This is a genomic window from Shewanella fodinae, from assembly GCF_014651955.1.
In the GTDB taxonomy this organism is placed as follows: domain Bacteria; phylum Pseudomonadota; class Gammaproteobacteria; order Enterobacterales; family Shewanellaceae; genus Shewanella; species Shewanella fodinae.
In genome coordinates this window covers 64,742-83,090 of sequence record NZ_BMXW01000003.1, presented here as the reverse complement: position 1 = coordinate 83,090, position 18,349 = coordinate 64,742, and the positions used below count along the sequence as shown (strand labels likewise).

The window sequence follows — 18,349 nt, the reverse complement described above, 5'->3', positions numbered from 1 at the left end:
GTTGGGGAGCATTAATTGATGGCACGTAGTCACTTACATAAATTTGGTGGTAGTAGTCTTGCCGATCCTGACTGTTACCGGCGTGTGGCCCACATCCTGCTGACCCACGGGCGGCCTGATGATCTGATAGTGGTCTCTGCCGCAGGCAAAACCACCAACTTCCTGTACAAGTTGCTGGCGCTGCGTGAGCAAGGCCAACTGTGGCAGGAAGAGTTGCAGGTGCTGATGAATTATCAGCAAAACCTGATTGAGCAGCTATTGAGTAACTCTCAGGCGCGGCAGTTGCGGGAACGCTTAGCCAACGACCGGGCGACACTGATGAGCTTGCTGGCGCTGGATGGGCGTAGCGACTACCAATGCAATCAGGTAGTGGGCTTTGGTGAACGTTGGTCTGCCCGGCTGATGGCAGCGTTGCTGCGTGAATCTGGGGTGGCCGCCTGTAACGTTGATGCGCGCGGTCTGCTTATCGCTGATGAGGCGGCAGTACCCAAAATTCGGGTAGAAGAATCCCGTGCCAAAGTGCAACAGATGCTCAAGCAGCATCCCGATGAACGCTTGGTGATCACCGGTTTTATCTGCGCCAATCCGGCTGGTGAAATGTTGTTGCTGGGGCGTAACGGTTCTGACTTCAGTGCCACCTTGATTGCCAGTCTGGCCGATATTGACCGGGTTACTATCTGGACTGACGTCGAAGGGGTGTTTAACGCCGATCCCAACAAAATTCAGGATGCCAGATTACTGCAAAACATGTCATTGGCAGAGGCAGACCGCTTGGCACGTCTCGGTTCCCCGGTACTGCATTCCCGTACGCTGCAACCGCTGTATAACACGCAGGTGAGTCTAGCGGTGCGCTCCAGTTATGCGCCGCAAACCGATTTTACGCTGGTAGCACCGCAAAACGATGTTGCCAGCGCGCCAGTGGTGACCAGTCTTGATGAAGTGTTAACGGTCACCTTGCAATTGCAATCGCCGTGGGAAAACTTGCTAGAAGCGCTGGAACATGCCGGGTTACAACCTTTAGCGCATTGGTCAGTGGGTAAACAAAAGCATGAATTGGCCTATACGCTGGAGTCAGGTAAACAGTTGCTGGCGCTACTGCAGCAGCTAACCGAGGCATTAGGGATCAGTGACGTCGAAAGTCATCGTGGTTTTGGCTTGGTGGCTTTGGTGAGTGCCGCCGCCGCACAGTATCGGCGCAGTTTTGCGCGGCTGTTGAGCCGTGAAGCCCGGCCTTTGTATCAGGATGCGTTGAGTCTGGTAACCTTGGTGCCGCAACAGCAGGTGGCCTTGCTGACGCAGAAAGTTCATCGTCGCTGTGCTGGCCCGCGTAAACGTATCGGTATTATTTTGCTGGGGGTTGGCAATATTGGTGAAGCCTGGGTCACGCTGTATGGCAAATCCGCGCAGCAGCTTAATCGACAGTTGGAAGCTGAGGTAGTGTTGGTGGGGCTGGCGAGTTCCAGCAAGGCGCTGTTTTGTAATGCAGGTATTGCGGTGACTGACTGGCAGACACGCTTCGAGGCCGAAGCCACGCCGTGGCAATACGAGCATCTGTTTGAACAAGCGGATGCGCTGGCGTGTGATGAACTGATCGCGCTCGACATCAGCGCCAGTGCCAGCCTGACCTTGCAATATCCTGAGTTTTTTGCCCATGGTATCCATATGGTCAGCGCCAACAAGCTGGCTGGTTCTGGGCCGTTGGCGTTTTATCGTGAATTGAAACAGATGTTGGGAAACCGCCGTTTGTTCTGGCGCTACAATGCCAGTTGCGGCGCTGGCTTGCCGGTGCAGCATGCGCTCAATGATCTGCATAATAGTGGTGACCAGGTGCAGGCCGTGGGGGGGATTTTTTCCGGCACACTGTGCTGGCTGTTTGAAAACTATGACGGCATGCGGCCATTCTCGGAACTGGTGCTGGAAGCCAAAGTGCTAGGAATTACTGAACCAGACCCACGCGATGATCTTTCCGGCCGCGATATGCAGCGTAAGCTGTTAATTTTGGCTCGGGAAATCGGCCTAGAACTGGAGCTGGATGATATTCGCCTCAGCTCACTGGTGCCCGCACCTCTGGCAGAGATTTCAGTCGATGAGTTCCTGCAACGCTTGCCGGAGCTGGATGGTGAACTGGCACAGCAACATGCGGCCGCCAATGAACAGGGCAAGGTGCTGCGTTATGTGGCGGCATTGGAACGCACCGAGCAGGGCGCCAATGCTGAAGTGGCGCTGCAATGGGTGGAGCCGAGCCATCCCTACGCTAACTTGACGCCCGGTGATAATGTGTTTGTTATCCGCAGTGCCTTTTATCAGGGCAATCCGCTGATCATTCGCGGCCCCGGCGCTGGCCGCGAAGTCACCGCCGCGGCAGTGCAGTCAGATCTCGTACAGATCTGCCGCGATCTATTAGAAGACTAAATACGGCATCGATTCTGCTGTGCAAATAAGGCTCCTGCGGGAGCCTTATTATTTAGGATAGAATTGAACATTTTCGAATTGCGAATTATGACAATTGAACTGGTACTTAGATTATTATGATACTCTAATAATTATGGCCTCTTCACCTACGTGAATTCAATCAAACATTAGATAACTCGAATTTCGCGTAGGTGTCAAAGGCTATCGCTAGCAGCTTTTAACGATCGGCTCTAACTGTATCGTCCCCAATCACGTTCAACTATCCAGTTAGGAGTCCATGTCACAAAATCTGCAGGATCGAAAAGCTCTTCTAGGAATTCCATTTCAACTATCTGATCTGGTAACAGCGATAACGTGTGATTTGATTTATCGCTATCGTAGTCCCATAAATGATATCTGTTATCCTGATTATGCGCCCTTCTACTCGGCCCAAAGTCCATAGGAGCACATATTCTTGTTAAATTATGTCCATCTTCTTTTGATGCAAAAGTGAGACGGATTTTTGTCTTATCATGAATAGCTTGAATAAAAAGTTGTTCGTCCATTTTATATCATCCTTAATTTGGGTTTTAGCTATATTAATGATTTTACATGCTTTTTTATTCCCTGAGTACCCGAATTAACTCAAGTAGTCTTTGAGGAATCTGTTCGTCTGTAAGATTTTCTGCAAGAGCATTTCCTAGGATAGGTTTGCTCATTTTCTTACCACCCTGATTTAAGCTTCTAATCTCTTTAGAAAATTTACTTCCATCTTCTAGACAACGTTGTCGCAATTCTCTAATTGAATCAACAGTCCAATTGTCAGGAACATCCTTATGTGCACCCTGTAAATAGAGACTCCAGCCAGAATGAAGAGCCTCATCACTAAAGGCATCTTCAAATTCCCTTATGCCTACTACATATTTTCTTTCAGTAGGAACTTTTAAATTCTCTATTAACTCGGAAAGTTCAGGAGATGCATCATTGTCATAAAGTAAATGTATATTGCTTGGGTTATGTATTTCCAATATTGCTCTAGCAAATCCAGGGATATTGGTAATCCCTTTACAGTTCACCAACTTAATCAGAGATGATGATAGAGTTTCGTTAAACCTTTTGAGAAAAAACGCTGGCAAAAACTGCTCTTCTGTTTCTCCTTCAACAATAACTATATGACGTGAAAAGAAAAGATATGTATTTTCAACACCTAACGAACGAAGTACTCTATCTGCGAGATCTACGTCTTGCTTTAAATAACGTACTTTACTAACGTTTTGTGTATTCTCGATTAAGCGAAGTTGTCGTGGGCATACTGCGTTGATAATAAAAGGAGAGTGAGTTGTAAGGATTACTTGATTTCCATTTTCAGAAAATCCTTTTATAGTATCAAGAAACTCAATCTGTGCTTTCACATGAAGATGTGTATCTGGTTCATCGAGCAAGTAGATAGTTGATGTGTCATTATCGAGGAGAGCCTGCTCCTTTTTGTATTCTAGGAGGGCCATAGTAATACGTCGTTTAGTTCCATCTCCCTTCTTATCTATTGAGACTTCTTTACCACCTTCCATAAACTGAACCTTAGCATCGATGTTCAAGTCTCTTTTTTGATAGATTGGCTCAATTTTTACAGATGTCAAATGTCTTAAAAACATCTGCATACGACCAAGAATTCCTGTTTGTTTAATACTTTCCTCAATATGCTGAGAATAGCTATTAATTTTTTCTTTAACGAACTCCTCTATCGTCTGATCTTCGTTGATTTTTTCATCCCAAATTTCACTTTGCTTTCCTTTAAGAAAAACCTCCTTAAAAAAACCGGAAACATTCTCAAAATGTCTGCCATTTAGTTGAATATTATTGAATAAAGGAAAGGTCGCTTCTTTGATCTCAATGTTATCACTAGATAATAAGCCAACTATCGCAGTTCTTAAGTTTTGAATATTTGAGTTTGACCTAACAGTTATCCCTAACGTTTTAGCTATTTGTTTAACATTTTGAATAACGGATTCTTCAGTAATATCGATAGTGTCACTACTAAGCCATGTAACAATTCTTGTGATGTAGGCTGGAGATGGGAATGCGGTGAGATTAGTCTGAGTTATATTGGTATCTTTTTTATAGAATGACTTTTTGAACGTGAAGTCATCGGTTTCTAAACTAATCGCTATTTCATTTAGATTATGATTAAAATCATCTAGCTCTATGGATTCCCCTTGCGTAATCAACTTCAAGCATTCTATTAGTGACGATTTTCCTGCATCATTTTCACCAACAACAATCGTCAGGTCATCTGCAAAATTAATGGTAAAATTTACAAGACACCTGAAACCATTAACAGTTAATTTCCTTATTTTCATGTCAAAAGATCCTTTCAATTTGAGCCTTACATTAGTAAACAAATCCACCAATTAGTAAGACCCGAGAAAATTAGACATCTTCTAGATTCTCAAAATTCTGTTGCTCATGCTCTGCTGGCGAAACTAGGCCATTGTTAGTGTGGCTACTCGTAACTGAATCACTTTGTAGTATTACTAAAATTTGGTCAATCTTTGTATGTCAGATTTACCCCAAAATCACACGGCTGAATCACAATGGGGCTTTCATGCTAAAGACGGCAACATCCAATCGGAATGTGACCATGTTCCGTACGATACTTTAAGACTCACTATGAGTCGCTGCTTTCTGTGATGGTGGCGATCTTTTGGCTTGACTTCGACGTGAGTTTCTCTAGTATACAGCCATATAGACGTCCAAACGTCCAGATAGATAAAGTTGAGGAAGATTTCGATGGCTTTTCACCACGCCCAATATGCTAGCTCGCTGAATCAGAGCCTTGCCGAGCTTAACGGCGATATCAATGTTTCCTTTGAGTTTTTCCCGCCCGCTACGGCAGAAATGGAAACTTTGTTGTGGAACTCCATCCAGCGTTTACAACCGCTGCAACCGAAATTTGTCTCGGTGACTTATGGTGCTAATTCCGGTGTGCGTGACCGTACCCACGGGGTGATCGAACGCATCCAAAAGGAAACCAGTCTGGTGGCGGCGCCCCATCTGACGTTGGTGGATGCGAGTGATGAAGAACTGTTGCAGTTGGCAAAAAATTATTGGCACAGTGGCATCCGCAATATCGTGGCGTTGCGTGGCGATCTGCCGGAAGGCAGTGCCAAGCCCACCCGTTTTGCTGCCGATTTAGTGCGTTTACTGCGCAGCGTGGCCGACTTTGATATCTCGGTAGCGGCTTATCCAGAAGTCCATCCAGAAGCAGCCAATGCCCAGGCAGATTTGGTTAACCTCAAGCGGAAAATTGATGCTGGTGCCAGCCGCGCTATCACCCAGTTTTTCTTTGATATTGAAGCCTATCTGCGCTTTCGTGACCGCTGCGTTGCGGCGGGTATCGATGTGGAAATCGTCCCTGGCATCCTGCCGGTCACTAACTTCAAGCAGCTCAAACGTTTTGCGGGCATGACCAATGTTAATCTGCCGGGGTGGTTACATCAGCAGTTTGAAGGGTTGGATGAAGATCCTTCCACCCGCTCATTGGTAGGGGCTAGCGTGGCGATTGATATGGTAAAAGTGCTTTCCCGCGAAGGGGTGAAAGACTTCCATTTCTATACCCTGAACCGGGCGGAGCTGACTTACGCTATCTGCCATATCCTTGGGGTGCGTCCTAAAGCGGCGCCATAAGCATGTTGTTGCGATAAAAAAAGCCTGCAAATTGCAGGCTTTTTGGTGTGCGCAATGGGGTTACAGGCGGAACTGTCCGAGCAACTGTTGCAGCCGCGCAGACAGGGTTGCCAATTCGCTACTGGCTTCGGCAATCTGAGCGGCGCTATCGCTGCTATGGGCCACGGCATCGTTGATGTTGCTGACGTTTTGGTTGATTTCGACAGACACGGCGACCTGCTGGTTGGCGGCGCTGGCAATCTGAATATTCATCTGCGTGATGGTTGATACTGCCGCGCGGATCTGCTCCAACGCTTCACCAGCGTTTCCTGCCTGTTGCACACACTGGCCGGTGGTTTGGTTGCTCTGTTGCATCACGGTCACGGCTGAACGGGCGCCTTGCTGCAGATTCTCGATGATTTGCTGGATCTCCGCTGTTGAGGTCTGCGTGCGGCTGGCCAGTGAGCGAACTTCGTCAGCCACTACCGCAAAACCACGGCCTTGCTCACCCGCGCGCGCCGCTTCAATGGCGGCATTCAACGCTAACAGATTGGTTTGTTCGGCAATAGTGCGGATTACTTCCAGCACGGTATCAATCGCTTGGCTGTCCTGCGCCAGTTTATTGATGGTGTCAGCGGCATGGCCGATTTCCCGCGCTAGACCATCAATCTGTGCCACCACTTGCTGCACCACCTGTTTGCCGTCATCACTGGCCTGACTGGCCTGTTCCGCCGCGGTGGCAGCATCGGTGGCATTATGGGCCACCTCCTGTACCGTTGCTGCCATTTCATTCATAGCGGTGGCGACCTGCTCGGTTTCCTGCTGCTGTTTGTCGGCGCTACGGCGACTGTCGCCGGTGATCCCCGACATCTCTTCTGCAGAGGCTGCCAATGATTCGGTCACCTGCGCCACGCTTTGCATGGTACTGTGAATTTTGCTGGCAAAGCGGTTGAACGCCTGTGCTAGTTCGGCGATCTCGTCCTTGCTGTGTACCTTGATGCGCTGGGTCAAATCACCTTCACCTTCGGCGATATTGTTCATCGCCCGGGTGGCTTCGCCAATCGGCCCGGTGATACTGCGAGCAATAAACACCGCGATTACGGCACCAATCACCAGCGCTAGCAAACCGATAGCGGCTAGCTTGAGATTGATATACCACAGCGCCTGTTCGGCATAACTGCGGTCCATTGCAATCGCCAGCACCCCAATCGCTTTACCAGAGAAATCCTGGATCTGGTGCAGGTAAACCGCATGACTGCTGTGGTTCACGTCGCTACGAAAATGTTCGGTTTGTCCCTGCATCACCTTATTCAGCAGAGCATTGTCTTTAAACTGCGGCAGCTCGAAGGTGCCGCCAAAGCGTGTAAAGTCACTGCCCTTGGGAATGAGTAACGCAATTTCTGCTTGGTAATTTTGCTTGAACTCATCAAAGAATGGCTGGCCGAATGACATACCAAATTCGACCGAGCCTATGTGTTTCCCCTCATAGCTGACCGGAGCCAGACCACGGATCCCCAACCCAGCAACGCCTTTTTCCAATCCCATGAGCGGTTTGCGACTGCTATTGGTCTGCACCACAGTTTCACGGAAGGATGACAGATCATCACCAAATTTTTCCGGTTTGTGCACCCTTAGGAACGACAGTGCAGCAGGCGTATGAAACTGGAATTGCTCCACGGCAAAATCCTGTTTCAGAGGCTTGAAGATGAGTTGGCTGCGGGCATTGAGTTGTTGCCGCTGTCCGTTGGCAAATTCGGCCTGCATCTCTGGGGTATTGGCGACCACAGTCGCCAGCGCTTCTGCCAGCTTGCCGGAGCTCTGAATTTCAGCGGTGGCGGTCTGATACAGCTTTTGCAGTTCGCGCTGTTCTGATCCTGCAATCTGAGTAGTGAATTGAGATAATACCAGTGGCATGATGAATGTCATGACCACCACCAGCATGACACATACCCCCAGAATGATGCGGGTTCCTACCTTTAGTCTGGAAAACACTGTAAACCCTCCGGACATGAAAACGACAATAAACAAGCGCCAAGTATAGATAGTCAAGTCTATCTCAAGTGTGTGAAACAACTGCTTTTTTAATATTGTTCATGAGACATATGCGTAATATTCGCCGCAGATCACCTTTCTGATTTTCACCGTTGGGATTTACTTAGCAGGCTAAATAAATATAATACTTAGCCTGCTAAATATTTAGGGATGCATGATGGACAAATTGCTCGATCACCTGCGAGAACTGTCACTGGCTGAACACCTAGGGCGCAGCCACCGGTTGTGGCGCATGGTGGCTGATGCAAAGCTGGTACCGCTGGGTTTGACCCATCCTCGCTGGACGGCGCTGTGGAAGTTACGGCGCATGGGCGATGGTGTCGGTCAAAAAGCCTTAGCCGATGCCCTAGAGATCGAACTGCCATCGCTGATGCGTACCCTGGCGCAGTTGGAGCAGCAACAGCTGATCCTCCGCCATTGTTGTGATCAAGACAAACGCGCCCGCATTGTCTGGTTAACCGATGCTGGACGGCAACTGCTGGATCAGATGGAGACCTTGATTGTGCAAGTACGTTTAGATCTGCTGGACGGCATCAGTGAAGCAGAACTGACCCAATTTGAGCAGATATTGCAACGTATCACCAACAATGCCCAACGCCAATTAGCTGCTAAAAAGTAACAGATTTAGGAGAGTTTCCCGTTTTATGACGCCAGATCAACAGTTTGCCCGCATGATCAAATTATCCATGTTCGGGTTTACCATCACTTTTGCTTATTTCATGCTGGCGGATCTGAAGATTCCGCTGACACCGCAGGCCATGGCTACTCATCTGGTCACCAAGGTGGCGCCGCAGGTTAGCGGTAAAGTAGTGCAGGTGGCGGTGCGCAACAACCAGCAGGTACACCAGGGAGAGCTGCTATTTGTCATTGATCCTCAACCCTATGAACTAGCGTTGCAGCAGTCCCAATTAGCACTGGAGCAGGCACAGCAGGATAACGCTGAGCTGGATGCCTCGATTGCGGCGGCTAAAGCCAGTGTCACTGCCAGTGAAGCGGCTTTGGCACAGGCACAGCGAGAGGCCAAACGGCTGGCGTCCCTGTTTGATGACCACAGCGTGTCGCGCCAGAGCCTAGAACAAGCGCAAACCACTGTGCGTACCGAAATGGCGGCGCTGGCATCGGCCAATGCCCAGTTGGCAAAACTCAAGGTTTCCCGTGGTCAGGACGGTGCGCACAACCTGAAGCTGCGCCAGGCGCAGAATCAACTGGCGACAGCACAATTGAACCTGGCGTACACCAGAGTAACCGCGGCTGAAGACGGGGTGGTGACCAACTTACAGCTACAGCAAGGCAGTGTGGTTAATGTGGCGACGCCAGTGTTGGCGCTTGTGTCTCAACATACCGATATCATTGCTGATTTCCGTGAGAAGACACTGAAGGATATCGGCCCTGGCAGTGAAGCCTGGGTGGCATTTGATGGTGAACCGGGTCGGTTATATGCCGCCACTGTCAGCAGTATTGATGCGGGTGTCAGTGCGGGGCAGTTTGCTGCCGATGGCTCGTTGGCGACTCCCACCGAATCTGACCGTTGGGTGCGTGATGCTCAGCGTTTGCGGTTGCATCTGGATTTGCGTAGTCACGAACAGCTGCGTTTGGCAGCAGGTGCGCGGGCCACAGTGCAGTTGCTGCCACAACATGGGATGCTGCGGTTCTTAGCGCATCTGCAAATCAAATTCATCAGCTTGCTGCACTATATCTACTGAGGCGGCCGATGTTATTGCGTAATCAGCCGCTGACGGCAAACGATTTGCGACAGTGCTTGCGGGTGGCAACGGGTGCGACGTTGGGCTTTGTCATCTGTAAGCTGATGAACTGGAATTACGGCGTGTTCTATGTGGTCACTCCGATGCTGTTGTTGGGGTTGGTCCCGACCATGAATGCACATGCGGCGCGGCAGTTGCTCGCCGCTGGCGCGGTCTGTGGCATTGAGGTAGGTATTATTGGCGGGTTGTTTGGTGGGCATCCAGGGTTGATGACGCCGCTGGTGTTCCTGCTGTTTTTGTATCGTTTTGCCTGTATGTCTAAGGGCAGCCTGTTTTTGTTTGGCGCTAATGGGGTCATCAACCTCAGTATTATGCTGCATTTTTCCAGCTATCCGGCGACGGATCTTAACGATCTGATCAGCAGTAATCTGCTGGCCTGTGCCTTGTCTGTTTTTATCGCTTATTTGATGACGGTGTTATTTCCCGATGTGGAAGCACGGGTTTCCCATCAAGCGGAACCCAAGCAGCCACACCGGACGCGCCATGAAGCGCTGCTGGGTGCCAGCATGGCGACAATTTCCTTTATGGTGTTTCAACTGTGCGATCTGAAAGACTCGTTGTCTGCGCAGGCCACTACCTTGTTGCTGTTATTTCCGATGCACTGGAACGGCGCGTTAGGCTATGCCAGGAAACGCGCCATGGGCACTATTCTTGGGGTGATCTACGGTTTGTTGGTGCAGTTGTTACTTTATGACTGGTCAGGCTTACTGCTGTTGGTGGCACCGCTACTATGGTTGGGCACTATGCTGTTTGCGCAGGCCCACGTGAAAGAAGCCGCCGGTTCTGGTGTGGGGTTTGGTGCCATGACCACCTTAGGCATCTTATTTGGTCAGTATTTAGCGCCCGGCAATGACCTGTTTTTCAGTGCGTTATACCGTATTTCCAGCATCATGGGCGCTATTGTTGGCACCTTATGTATTTGCTATTTGATCCATCGTCTACTGAATAGCTTTGAGGCCACGCGCTTCGGCCAATAAGCTAACTATGCCCGCCATAAGAAAGGAGCCAACTGGCTCCTTTCTTCTTAATTATGACTCTTTGCGTTCACGGCGTTTGGGGCGGCGTTCCCCTTCAGCACGGGGTTTGCTGCGCTCGCTACGGGGGCTGCGTTCAGTGTCGGAACGGCTGCGTCCGCCTTCATCTTGTTTCTGGCTGCGACGGGGCTTGCTGCTGCCAGTATCCATTTGTGTGCCAACTTCTTTGATGTTGATTGGCCGACCACAGACGCGCACTTTGCGCAGATGCACCAGAATATCTTTTGGCATCCCAGCTGGCAGGTCGACAGTGGTGATTTGATCGAACAGTTGGATCTGGCCGATGTAACGGCTGTCGATATTGGCCTCGTTAGCGATGGCACCAACAATATTACCCACGCCTACACCATGATCGCGGCCGACTTCCAGCATATAACGGCACATCTTGATGTCTGGATTGTCTTTCAGCACATCAGCGCTGCCCAAATCGGTTGGGGTCGCACGACTACTGCTGCTACGACGGCGACTGCCACGGTCTTCGCCGCTCTGGAATTTGCTGTCCTGCACGTCACGCTGCCGCTCCTGCATTGGTGGCAGTTGCAGTGGTCGTTCTTGTTGAACCTGATACAGCAAGGCGGCGGCCAGAATATCGGTATCGACTTCCAGTTGCTGACACAGCTGAGCCACTGCGCCTTTCATAAAGTCTAACTGCTGGGTATTGATGACTTCCGCCACCTGATCGCCAAGACGTGACAACCGACGTTCGGCCACAGTTTCTGGACTGGGGACTTTCATCGGCGAAATACGGCTATTGGTGGCTTTTTCGATCATACGCAACATGCGCATTTCGCGGTTGGTGACAAACAGGATTGCCATGCCGCTGCGACCCGCACGTCCGGTACGACCAATACGGTGCACATAGGCTTCGGTATCGTAGGGAATGTCATAGTTAATGACATGGCCGATACGTTCTACGTCCAGACCACGCGCGGCGACGTCAGTCGCGATAAGAATATCCAGTTTGCCATTTTTTAACTGGTCAACGGCGCGTTCACGGGCTTGTTGGTTCATATCCCCATGTAATGGCGAGGCAGCATAACCACGGGCATCGAGCTTTTCAGCCAATTCGACACAAGCGTTACGGGTCCGCACGAAGATAATAATCCCTTCGGTGTTTTCCACTTCCAGAATACGCACCAGTGCTTCCAGCTTGTTGTGCTGTGACACTTGAATAAAGCGCTGTTCGATGGCATCAACGGTCGCATGGCTGGAGGCAATACTGATGTTGATTGGACTTTCCAGATGTTTGTTGGCAACGCGTTTGATCTGTTCCGGCATGGTGGCGGAAAACAGCGCCAGTTGGCGATCATCTGGCGTTTGATCGAGGATCCATTCGATATCATCGATGAAGCCCATTTTCAGCATTTCGTCGGCTTCATCCAGTACCAGCGCCTTGATGGTATCCAGCTTCAGTGTGCCACGGCGCATATGGTCCATGACACGGCCTGGTGTGCCAACGATGACCTGTGGGCCACGGCGTAGCGCCTGCAGCTGTTGATGCATGCTCTGGCCACCATAAATAGGCAGCACATGAAAGCCTTTGAGATATTTGGCGTAACTGGTAAAGGCTTCTGCGACCTGTACGGCCAATTCCCGGGTTGGCGCCAATACCAGAATTTGCGGGGCGTTTAGTTTGTGGTCAATGGCGTTGAGTAACGGTAATGCAAAAGCACCGGTTTTACCGGTACCAGTCTGAGCCTGGCCCAGAATATCTTTGCCCTCCATCAGCGGCACGATACTGGCGGCTTGGATGGGGGTTGGATGCTCGTAGCCCAATTCGTTCAGGGCGCGCAGCAACTCCTCGGAAAGTCCGAGTTCACGGAAAGTCAGTTCACTGGATGACATTAGATTGTAGCCTTGTGGGTGCGTTGAGAACGCAAAAAGAATTTTACAGCAGGAAAATCAACCCCGCGTCGACTTTCCGTTTCAAAAGCGGCGGATTATAACGCTATGCGCAACAAATATCCAGCGCTGTCGCTCAAGTATAATACAAAATCATCAATAATCTGTAGTAAAAGAACACTTCCTCGCCCTTGGCGTATCGGACGAGGAAGTCGGCGAAAAACACGGTAGTGCCAGAAACAGCAGTGGCCGTGAGCCCAAGTTGGTCTACAGACCATAGAGTGTTCAGTTACGGTTGTGGCAGATTGACATACTGATCAGCTAACTGCCGCAAGTAGGGCGCAACGCTGGCATCCGCCCAGTCCACATAGCCACGCACAAAACCAACGAGTTCCCCATTATCATTCAGTAAAAATGTGGCTGGGACGACATCGGTGGGCAGAATGTCTGCTACCTGTTGTTGTGGGTCGAGCCATATCTGCTGAAACTGCAGTTGATGTTGTTGCAAAAATGGTGGCACTAACGTCAGATCTTCATCAATCGATAGTGGCACCACGCTGATCTTTTGTGCATCAAGCTGTGGCAGCAACTGCTGCAGGTGCTGCAAGTCACGCACACACAAAGTGCACCAGGTCGCCCACAGGCTGAGCACTGTGATTCGGCCATGATTATCAGCAAAGTTGTGGGCGTTCCCCTGTAAATCACTCAATGCTATCAGCGGCAGTGGTTGTGGATGTTGCAGCATTACCAGTTGTCGGAGCACCATAGGTTTCGGCAACACTTGGTCATTGGCCTGCGCAGCGCTTGTAGGCAGTAGTGACCACAGCAGCAATAGCCAAATTACGTAATGTTTCATCTGTTGTCTCCTTGGCGCCGCCCCAGCAGCAGTAAGCCGCCACAGCCCAACACCAGTAACGCTGGTGCGGTCCATAGCACCACTGTGGCCGGGGTCAGTGGCGGTTGATAGCGAATACGTTCACCATAGCGTTGCACCATGAAATTAATGATCTGCTCGCGGTCTTCGCCTTGCTGCAATTTCTGGTAAATCTGCGCTTTCAGCTCCGCCGCAATTGGTGCTTCCGATTCAAACAGATTTTGATTGATCGCAGCCGGACAACGCAGTTCCTTGGCAATATCATTACTGAGCCGGATAAGGTCCTGCTCCGCGCCAGCTAATGGCAGGCTCAGCAGCAGTGCTATCGCTAGCAACGGCGCTAGCCGGTGTCTGCTATTCATAAACCACTCCTTGGTTAACGTTTTTGTGGTGGGTAATCGGCCGCCGGTAACGCCGAGGGCAATAAGCCAATAAAGCGGCTGGCAGCAGTAATAATCCGCCGAGCCACAGCCAGCTAATCAGTGGTTTAATGCTGATCCGCACCAGATAGACGCCGGGCTCCAACTCTTGCCCAAGCGATACATAAAAATCTTGTAGCCAGCCGTGGTACACCGCCGCTTCAGTGACTTCCATGCCGTTGCTGCGAAAGGTCTGTCGCTGTGGCTGTAGCGTGGTGATAAGTTGCGCTTGCCCGCGATACAGCTCAATGTCTGCGGCAATAGCGTGATAGGCCCTTTGCTCCAGCGTCTGGGTATTGCGATAGACAAAACTGTAGCTGCCAAAGCTACCGTGCAATGTGCGCCCCTGATCGGCACTCATGCGCAGCAGCGCTTCGGTTTCGTACTGACTGCTGCAGGTGCCGCCCAAAATCGCAATTGCCACGGCGACATGGGCGATGCGCGCCGCAAGCGCGGGGTGACGCGCTTGGGGGTAAAACCAAAGCTGAGTCTCGGCCAGCAGTAAGCCGCTGGCAGCGGCAATGCCGAGAAACGTGAACACCGGGCTGTGGCCGGGAAACAGCAAAACCCACAACCCACTGAGTAACAGCCACGGCAACATTAGCCAACCGTTACCGTGCCGCCGAATAAAGCTCCAGCTCATCAGCACTGCCATCAGCAGTAATAAGGGCACGAAAATCATATTGAAATAGGGCGCACCTACCGACAGTGTTCCCAATCCTGACAATTCACAAAGCAAGGGATAAAGGGTGCCGAGCAGTATTGAGAACGATGCCGCCAGCAATAATGCAATGCCTAGCAATAGCGCGATTGCGGCGGGCTCTCCATAACATTTAAGCTGGGTGCTGCGCTTGCCATAAAGCCACAATGCTGGCAGCAGCATCAGTGCCATCAACAGTAACAACAGCGAGCCGCGCTCGGCATTGCTGGTAAACGCGTGCACCGATTGCACAATCCCCGAACGCACCAGAAACGTGCCCAATAGACAACTACCAAAAGCGATAATCCCGAGCAGCAGACTGAGCCGTGCCAGTTGTGGTGAAGGCTGTTTGGGCAGTAAACAGTGCAGCAGGGCGGTAGTGAGCAACCAAGGAATAAAGGCGGCATTTTCTACGGGATCCCAGAACCACCAACCGCCCCAGCCCAGTTCGCTGTACGCCCACCAGGCACCCAACACGTTACCTGCACTCAAAAACAGCCAACTCAGCAAACTCAAATGTCTGAGCGCACGCCATGCCTGATGAAATCTGCCATCCAGCAAAATAGCCACGCAGATGGCAAACAGCGCCCCAAGTAATGCATATCCGGCAAACAACAGCGGCGGATGTAGGATCAGGCCAATATCCTGCAGAATCGGGTTAAGATCGCGTCCTTCCGGCGGCACGGCCGGTAATAGCCGCACAAAGGGATTGGCACTTAACAACATCACTAACGCAAAGGCGCCAGCAAACGCCGCTAATATCCCAAGCCCTTGCCGTTGCAGTAACACTAACGAGCTGCGACGGAAATATTGCAGCAATCCGCCAAGTATCAATAACCACAGCAACAATGAACCTTCGTGACTGCCCCAAACGGCGGCCACCTTATACAGTAGCGGTAGCTGGCTGTTGCTGTTGTCGGCAACATAACGCACCGAAAAATCATCAGTAATAAAGCAGTAACTCAGCAACAGATAACTGGCGAACACTGCCAGCGTGGCACTATCAGCCAGCAACTGGCTCAGCCTAAAGTGGGTTGGGGTGGGTGGAAGCCACATCACACAGAATGCGGTGCCCCACATCATTGCCATTGCCAGGATCAGCAGTAAATGCCCCATTTCTGCTGCCATATCCGTCTCCTTGTCTGCCACTACTATTGTGGAACGTCCCGTCAGCTCAGCTGAATTTAGCGTGTATTCATCAGCAAACTGTGATCCCGCTGAGGTTGCTATTCCGCTTGTGAACTTTTCACAAATACAACCGGTTTTTGAGATTTTTTGAGAGTTGAAAAGAGCCGTTTGAGAACTGAATTATTAGTAATGATAAATAATTAACATAATGAAATTAAATGATTTTTATCGTTTCACAATTTCTGAGATGTGACAGATTTTTCAGTGTGCGCCAGCGCAGATTTTTCAGGCATGTGTCTACCCATTATTAGCCGGTGCCGGTTCCTGAAGTGGCTGCTTTGCAGGGTAGTTGCTGGCCATTTGCTGTTCGGAACCGAGCATCACCATTTTAAAAAATTGAGGAGAGAGTGATGAAACCATGGAATACCAAAACAGTTGCTGGCGCACTGTTTTGTCTGGGCACTGCCATAGCAGTCAGCCCGGTGATGGCGACCTCTGACGGTAAACCGGGACATAACAACAAGAGCATGAGTGAAGCGGCGCTTGAAGTGATTGCTCACCCGGATCTGACAGAACCCACCCGTGGCGTGAAAACGCTGGACGATTATGTGGTGCAAGAAAAGGAACTGTTCGATTTTTTGTTTGAACACCATCCTATCTTTAAATATGCCGCCGAAGGCCGGATAAAAGGGGAATATCAGGTATCAGACCGCGGCGAAGAGTATCTGGAAGCGGGCGGCAGCGCCAAGTACGCCAAACGTGCCGGACATCCCGCTGCGGTGCAGTACCGTTTAGGGGCTAAGTCGATTCTGGATTATCCCAACAAGTTTGTTGGGCCGGAAAAATGCGGCGAGTGCCACCAAGTACAGTATGAAAAGTGGAAACGTTCACGTCACGCCCAATCAATCCGTTTCCCGGGTGAACATCCTGAAGTGGATAACGATCTGAAGAAAAAACTTTACGGATCGCAGGCGTCAATTCTGGCAGACGGCATCACCCCTGACACCATCTATGCCACCATTGGTACCCCACGTACCAAGTACGGTTATATCGATAACTGGCTGGTGCGCGGTTCTTACCATATTGAAGGCGGTTTGCTGAAAGACGGCACAGGCACCTTGGTGGCAGGTGGCAACCAGTTCTCCCGTGGCTGGGCCGAGTGGTTGACCCCGGAAATGGCTAAAAAGATCAAAAAAGTGATTCCTGATTTCCCAACCGAAATGAAAGAGTTCGGCGGCAGTGGCTCACACCAATGGGGGATGACCTCCTATGGTGCGAGCTATGGCAAAAACTTCCTGTTCCAACCCGCCAGTTCTTACTGCGAGGTGTGCCACACCTTCAAGTTTGACTTCAAAACTAAAGATGAATTTTTTGCGGCACTTGGCGATGCCAAGAAACTGCAAGAACACACCATCAGCCGTGGTATCGCTTGTGAAGAGTGTCATGGCGCCGGTGGTCATCTGGCCGGCGGTATCGGCGGCGGAATGCCTTCCAACTGTGAACGTTGTCACCAGCGCTTCAACTACATAGATGCGCAGGCTGATACTCCGCAGGGCAAAGACAAACTGGAATATGCCTTTAACGCCAAGTTCAAGTCCGCTTGTCCTTCCTGTGGTACTGAAGGGGCGCAGATGTTCATGTCTGAACATTATGACAAAGGCATGCGCTGCTCTACCTGTCATGACCCACACGAAGTGACCGCTAACGACTGGAAATCTGGTTTCACCGTACCAGGGTTGAAGAAACAGTGTGTGGATTGCCACGAAGCGCAGGCGGAAATGGCGCGTAACACTACGACTCACAGCAAATCTAGCTGTACTGCTTGTCATATGCCGAATATGGGTAGCTGTGAGAACTTCACAGCGATTCAGTATCCAGACCATGCCGGTTTCGATGCGGTGCGTAAGTCTCACCTGTGGAAAATTGACATCAGTCCAGATCGTAAGAGTTTGAATCCGCCAGAGGGCCAACCACGTAAGAGCACCACCAAAGGCTGGACTATTGCCAAGGATGAAAACGGTCACGGTTATATCGACCTGATGTGGAGCTGTGCCCGTACCTCAGTTTCTGACCACGACGTGGTAGACAACAAAGGTTGCCATAGCCAGTTCCAGTCCAACATGGGCGCTTCACTGCAGTTCAAAGATCAACAGCAGATCTACGGCAAAGTGATGGCTTGGCAGACCCCGGTAAAAGACACCTTTGCCAAAGTGGAAAGTGCGGTCAAACAGGTCAATCGCCAGTTGCAGAAAGCCAATCTGTCAGTGGCTGACAAGACTCAGGTGTTGTTGCTGACTGAAAAAGCCAGCGATGCACTGGAGTTGGTCAGAAAAGACGGTTCCTGGGGGGTTCACGCACCGCGTTATACCCGTCAACGTCTGGATGCCGCGCTGACCTACGTCACACAGGCGCAGGCAATTATCAAGGGCAGTAGCAAGCTGTAAATGTTAAAGCAGGCTTCCGGTGTGATACCGGAAGCCTGA

General features: G+C 50.5%; 13 protein-coding genes. 6 read left to right on the top strand and 7 right to left on the bottom strand.

Going from position 1 to position 18,349, the window contains the following annotated elements:
• The first annotated feature begins 18 nt into the window (after positions 1–18).
• The gene (locus IE064_RS04285; protein ID WP_189616734.1) at positions 19–2,412 is read left to right on the top strand and encodes a bifunctional aspartate kinase/homoserine dehydrogenase II; all 2,394 of its coding nucleotides are present in this window, start codon (positions 19–21) and stop codon (positions 2,410–2,412) included.
• Positions 2,413–2,642: 230 nt separating this feature from the next.
• Here IE064_RS04285 and IE064_RS04280 read toward each other — a convergent pair whose 3' ends face one another.
• Both IE064_RS04280 and IE064_RS04275 read right to left on the bottom strand, forming a co-directional pair.
• On the bottom strand, positions 2,643–2,957 hold the full coding sequence (locus IE064_RS04280) for a hypothetical protein (protein ID WP_189616732.1): 315 nt from the start codon (positions 2,955–2,957) through the stop codon (positions 2,643–2,645).
• Positions 2,958–3,011: 54 nt separating this feature from the next.
• The gene (locus tag IE064_RS04275; protein WP_189616730.1) at positions 3,012–4,748 is read right to left on the bottom strand and encodes an ATP-dependent nuclease; all 1,737 of its coding nucleotides are present in this window, start codon (positions 4,746–4,748) and stop codon (positions 3,012–3,014) included.
• Between the two features lie 430 nt (positions 4,749–5,178).
• Between IE064_RS04275 and metF the strand changes: the two genes are divergently transcribed.
• Positions 5,179–6,075: a methylenetetrahydrofolate reductase gene (metF, locus tag IE064_RS04270; RefSeq protein ID WP_189616727.1), complete on the top strand. Its 897-nt coding sequence runs from the start codon at positions 5,179–5,181 to the stop codon at positions 6,073–6,075.
• Between the two features lie 60 nt (positions 6,076–6,135).
• Here the strand turns inward: metF and IE064_RS04265 are convergent, their stop codons facing one another.
• The gene (locus IE064_RS04265; RefSeq protein ID WP_487391172.1) at positions 6,136–8,046 is read right to left on the bottom strand and encodes a methyl-accepting chemotaxis protein; all 1,911 of its coding nucleotides are present in this window, start codon (positions 8,044–8,046) and stop codon (positions 6,136–6,138) included.
• 217 nt (positions 8,047–8,263) lie between these two features.
• Here IE064_RS04265 and slyA point away from each other — a divergent pair, with 217 nt between their 5' ends.
• From slyA to IE064_RS04250, 3 genes are read left to right on the top strand one after another with little or no spacing between them, the layout of a single operon-like run.
• The gene (slyA, locus tag IE064_RS04260; RefSeq protein ID WP_133040180.1) at positions 8,264–8,725 is read left to right on the top strand and encodes a transcriptional regulator SlyA; all 462 of its coding nucleotides are present in this window, start codon (positions 8,264–8,266) and stop codon (positions 8,723–8,725) included.
• 25 nt (positions 8,726–8,750) lie between these two features.
• Positions 8,751–9,809, top strand: coding sequence for an HlyD family secretion protein (locus IE064_RS04255; protein WP_189616720.1), 1,059 nt, complete (start codon positions 8,751–8,753; stop codon positions 9,807–9,809).
• Between the two features lie 8 nt (positions 9,810–9,817).
• Positions 9,818–10,846 carry a DUF2955 domain-containing protein gene (locus tag IE064_RS04250; protein WP_189616718.1) on the top strand — a complete coding sequence of 343 codons (1,029 nt, stop codon included), beginning with the start codon at positions 9,818–9,820 and terminating at the stop codon, positions 10,844–10,846.
• Between the two features lie 51 nt (positions 10,847–10,897).
• Here the strand turns inward: IE064_RS04250 and IE064_RS04245 are convergent, their stop codons facing one another.
• From IE064_RS04245 to IE064_RS04230, 4 genes are all read right to left on the bottom strand, one after another.
• On the bottom strand, positions 10,898–12,748 hold the full coding sequence (locus tag IE064_RS04245; protein ID WP_189616716.1) for a DEAD/DEAH box helicase: 1,851 nt from the start codon (positions 12,746–12,748) through the stop codon (positions 10,898–10,900).
• 286 nt (positions 12,749–13,034) lie between these two features.
• Complete coding sequence (locus IE064_RS04240; RefSeq protein ID WP_189616714.1) at positions 13,035–13,601, bottom strand: TlpA family protein disulfide reductase; 567 nt, start codon at positions 13,599–13,601, stop codon at positions 13,035–13,037.
• Positions 13,598–13,981, bottom strand: a complete 384-nt coding sequence (locus IE064_RS04235) for a cytochrome c-type biogenesis protein (RefSeq protein ID WP_189616712.1) — start codon at positions 13,979–13,981, stop codon at positions 13,598–13,600. The genes IE064_RS04240 and IE064_RS04235 overlap by 4 nt, the downstream gene beginning before the upstream one ends.
• Positions 13,974–15,866, bottom strand: coding sequence for a heme lyase CcmF/NrfE family subunit (locus IE064_RS04230; RefSeq protein WP_189616710.1), 1,893 nt, complete (start codon positions 15,864–15,866; stop codon positions 13,974–13,976). Before IE064_RS04230 ends, IE064_RS04235 begins: the two co-directional genes overlap by 8 nt.
• A 410-nt stretch (positions 15,867–16,276) precedes the next feature.
• Here IE064_RS04230 and IE064_RS04225 point away from each other — a divergent pair, with 410 nt between their 5' ends.
• Entirely contained in the window at positions 16,277–18,310 is a 2,034-nt protein-coding gene (locus IE064_RS04225; protein ID WP_189616703.1) for a multiheme c-type cytochrome, read from the top strand.
• Positions 18,311–18,349 lie beyond the last annotated feature (39 nt).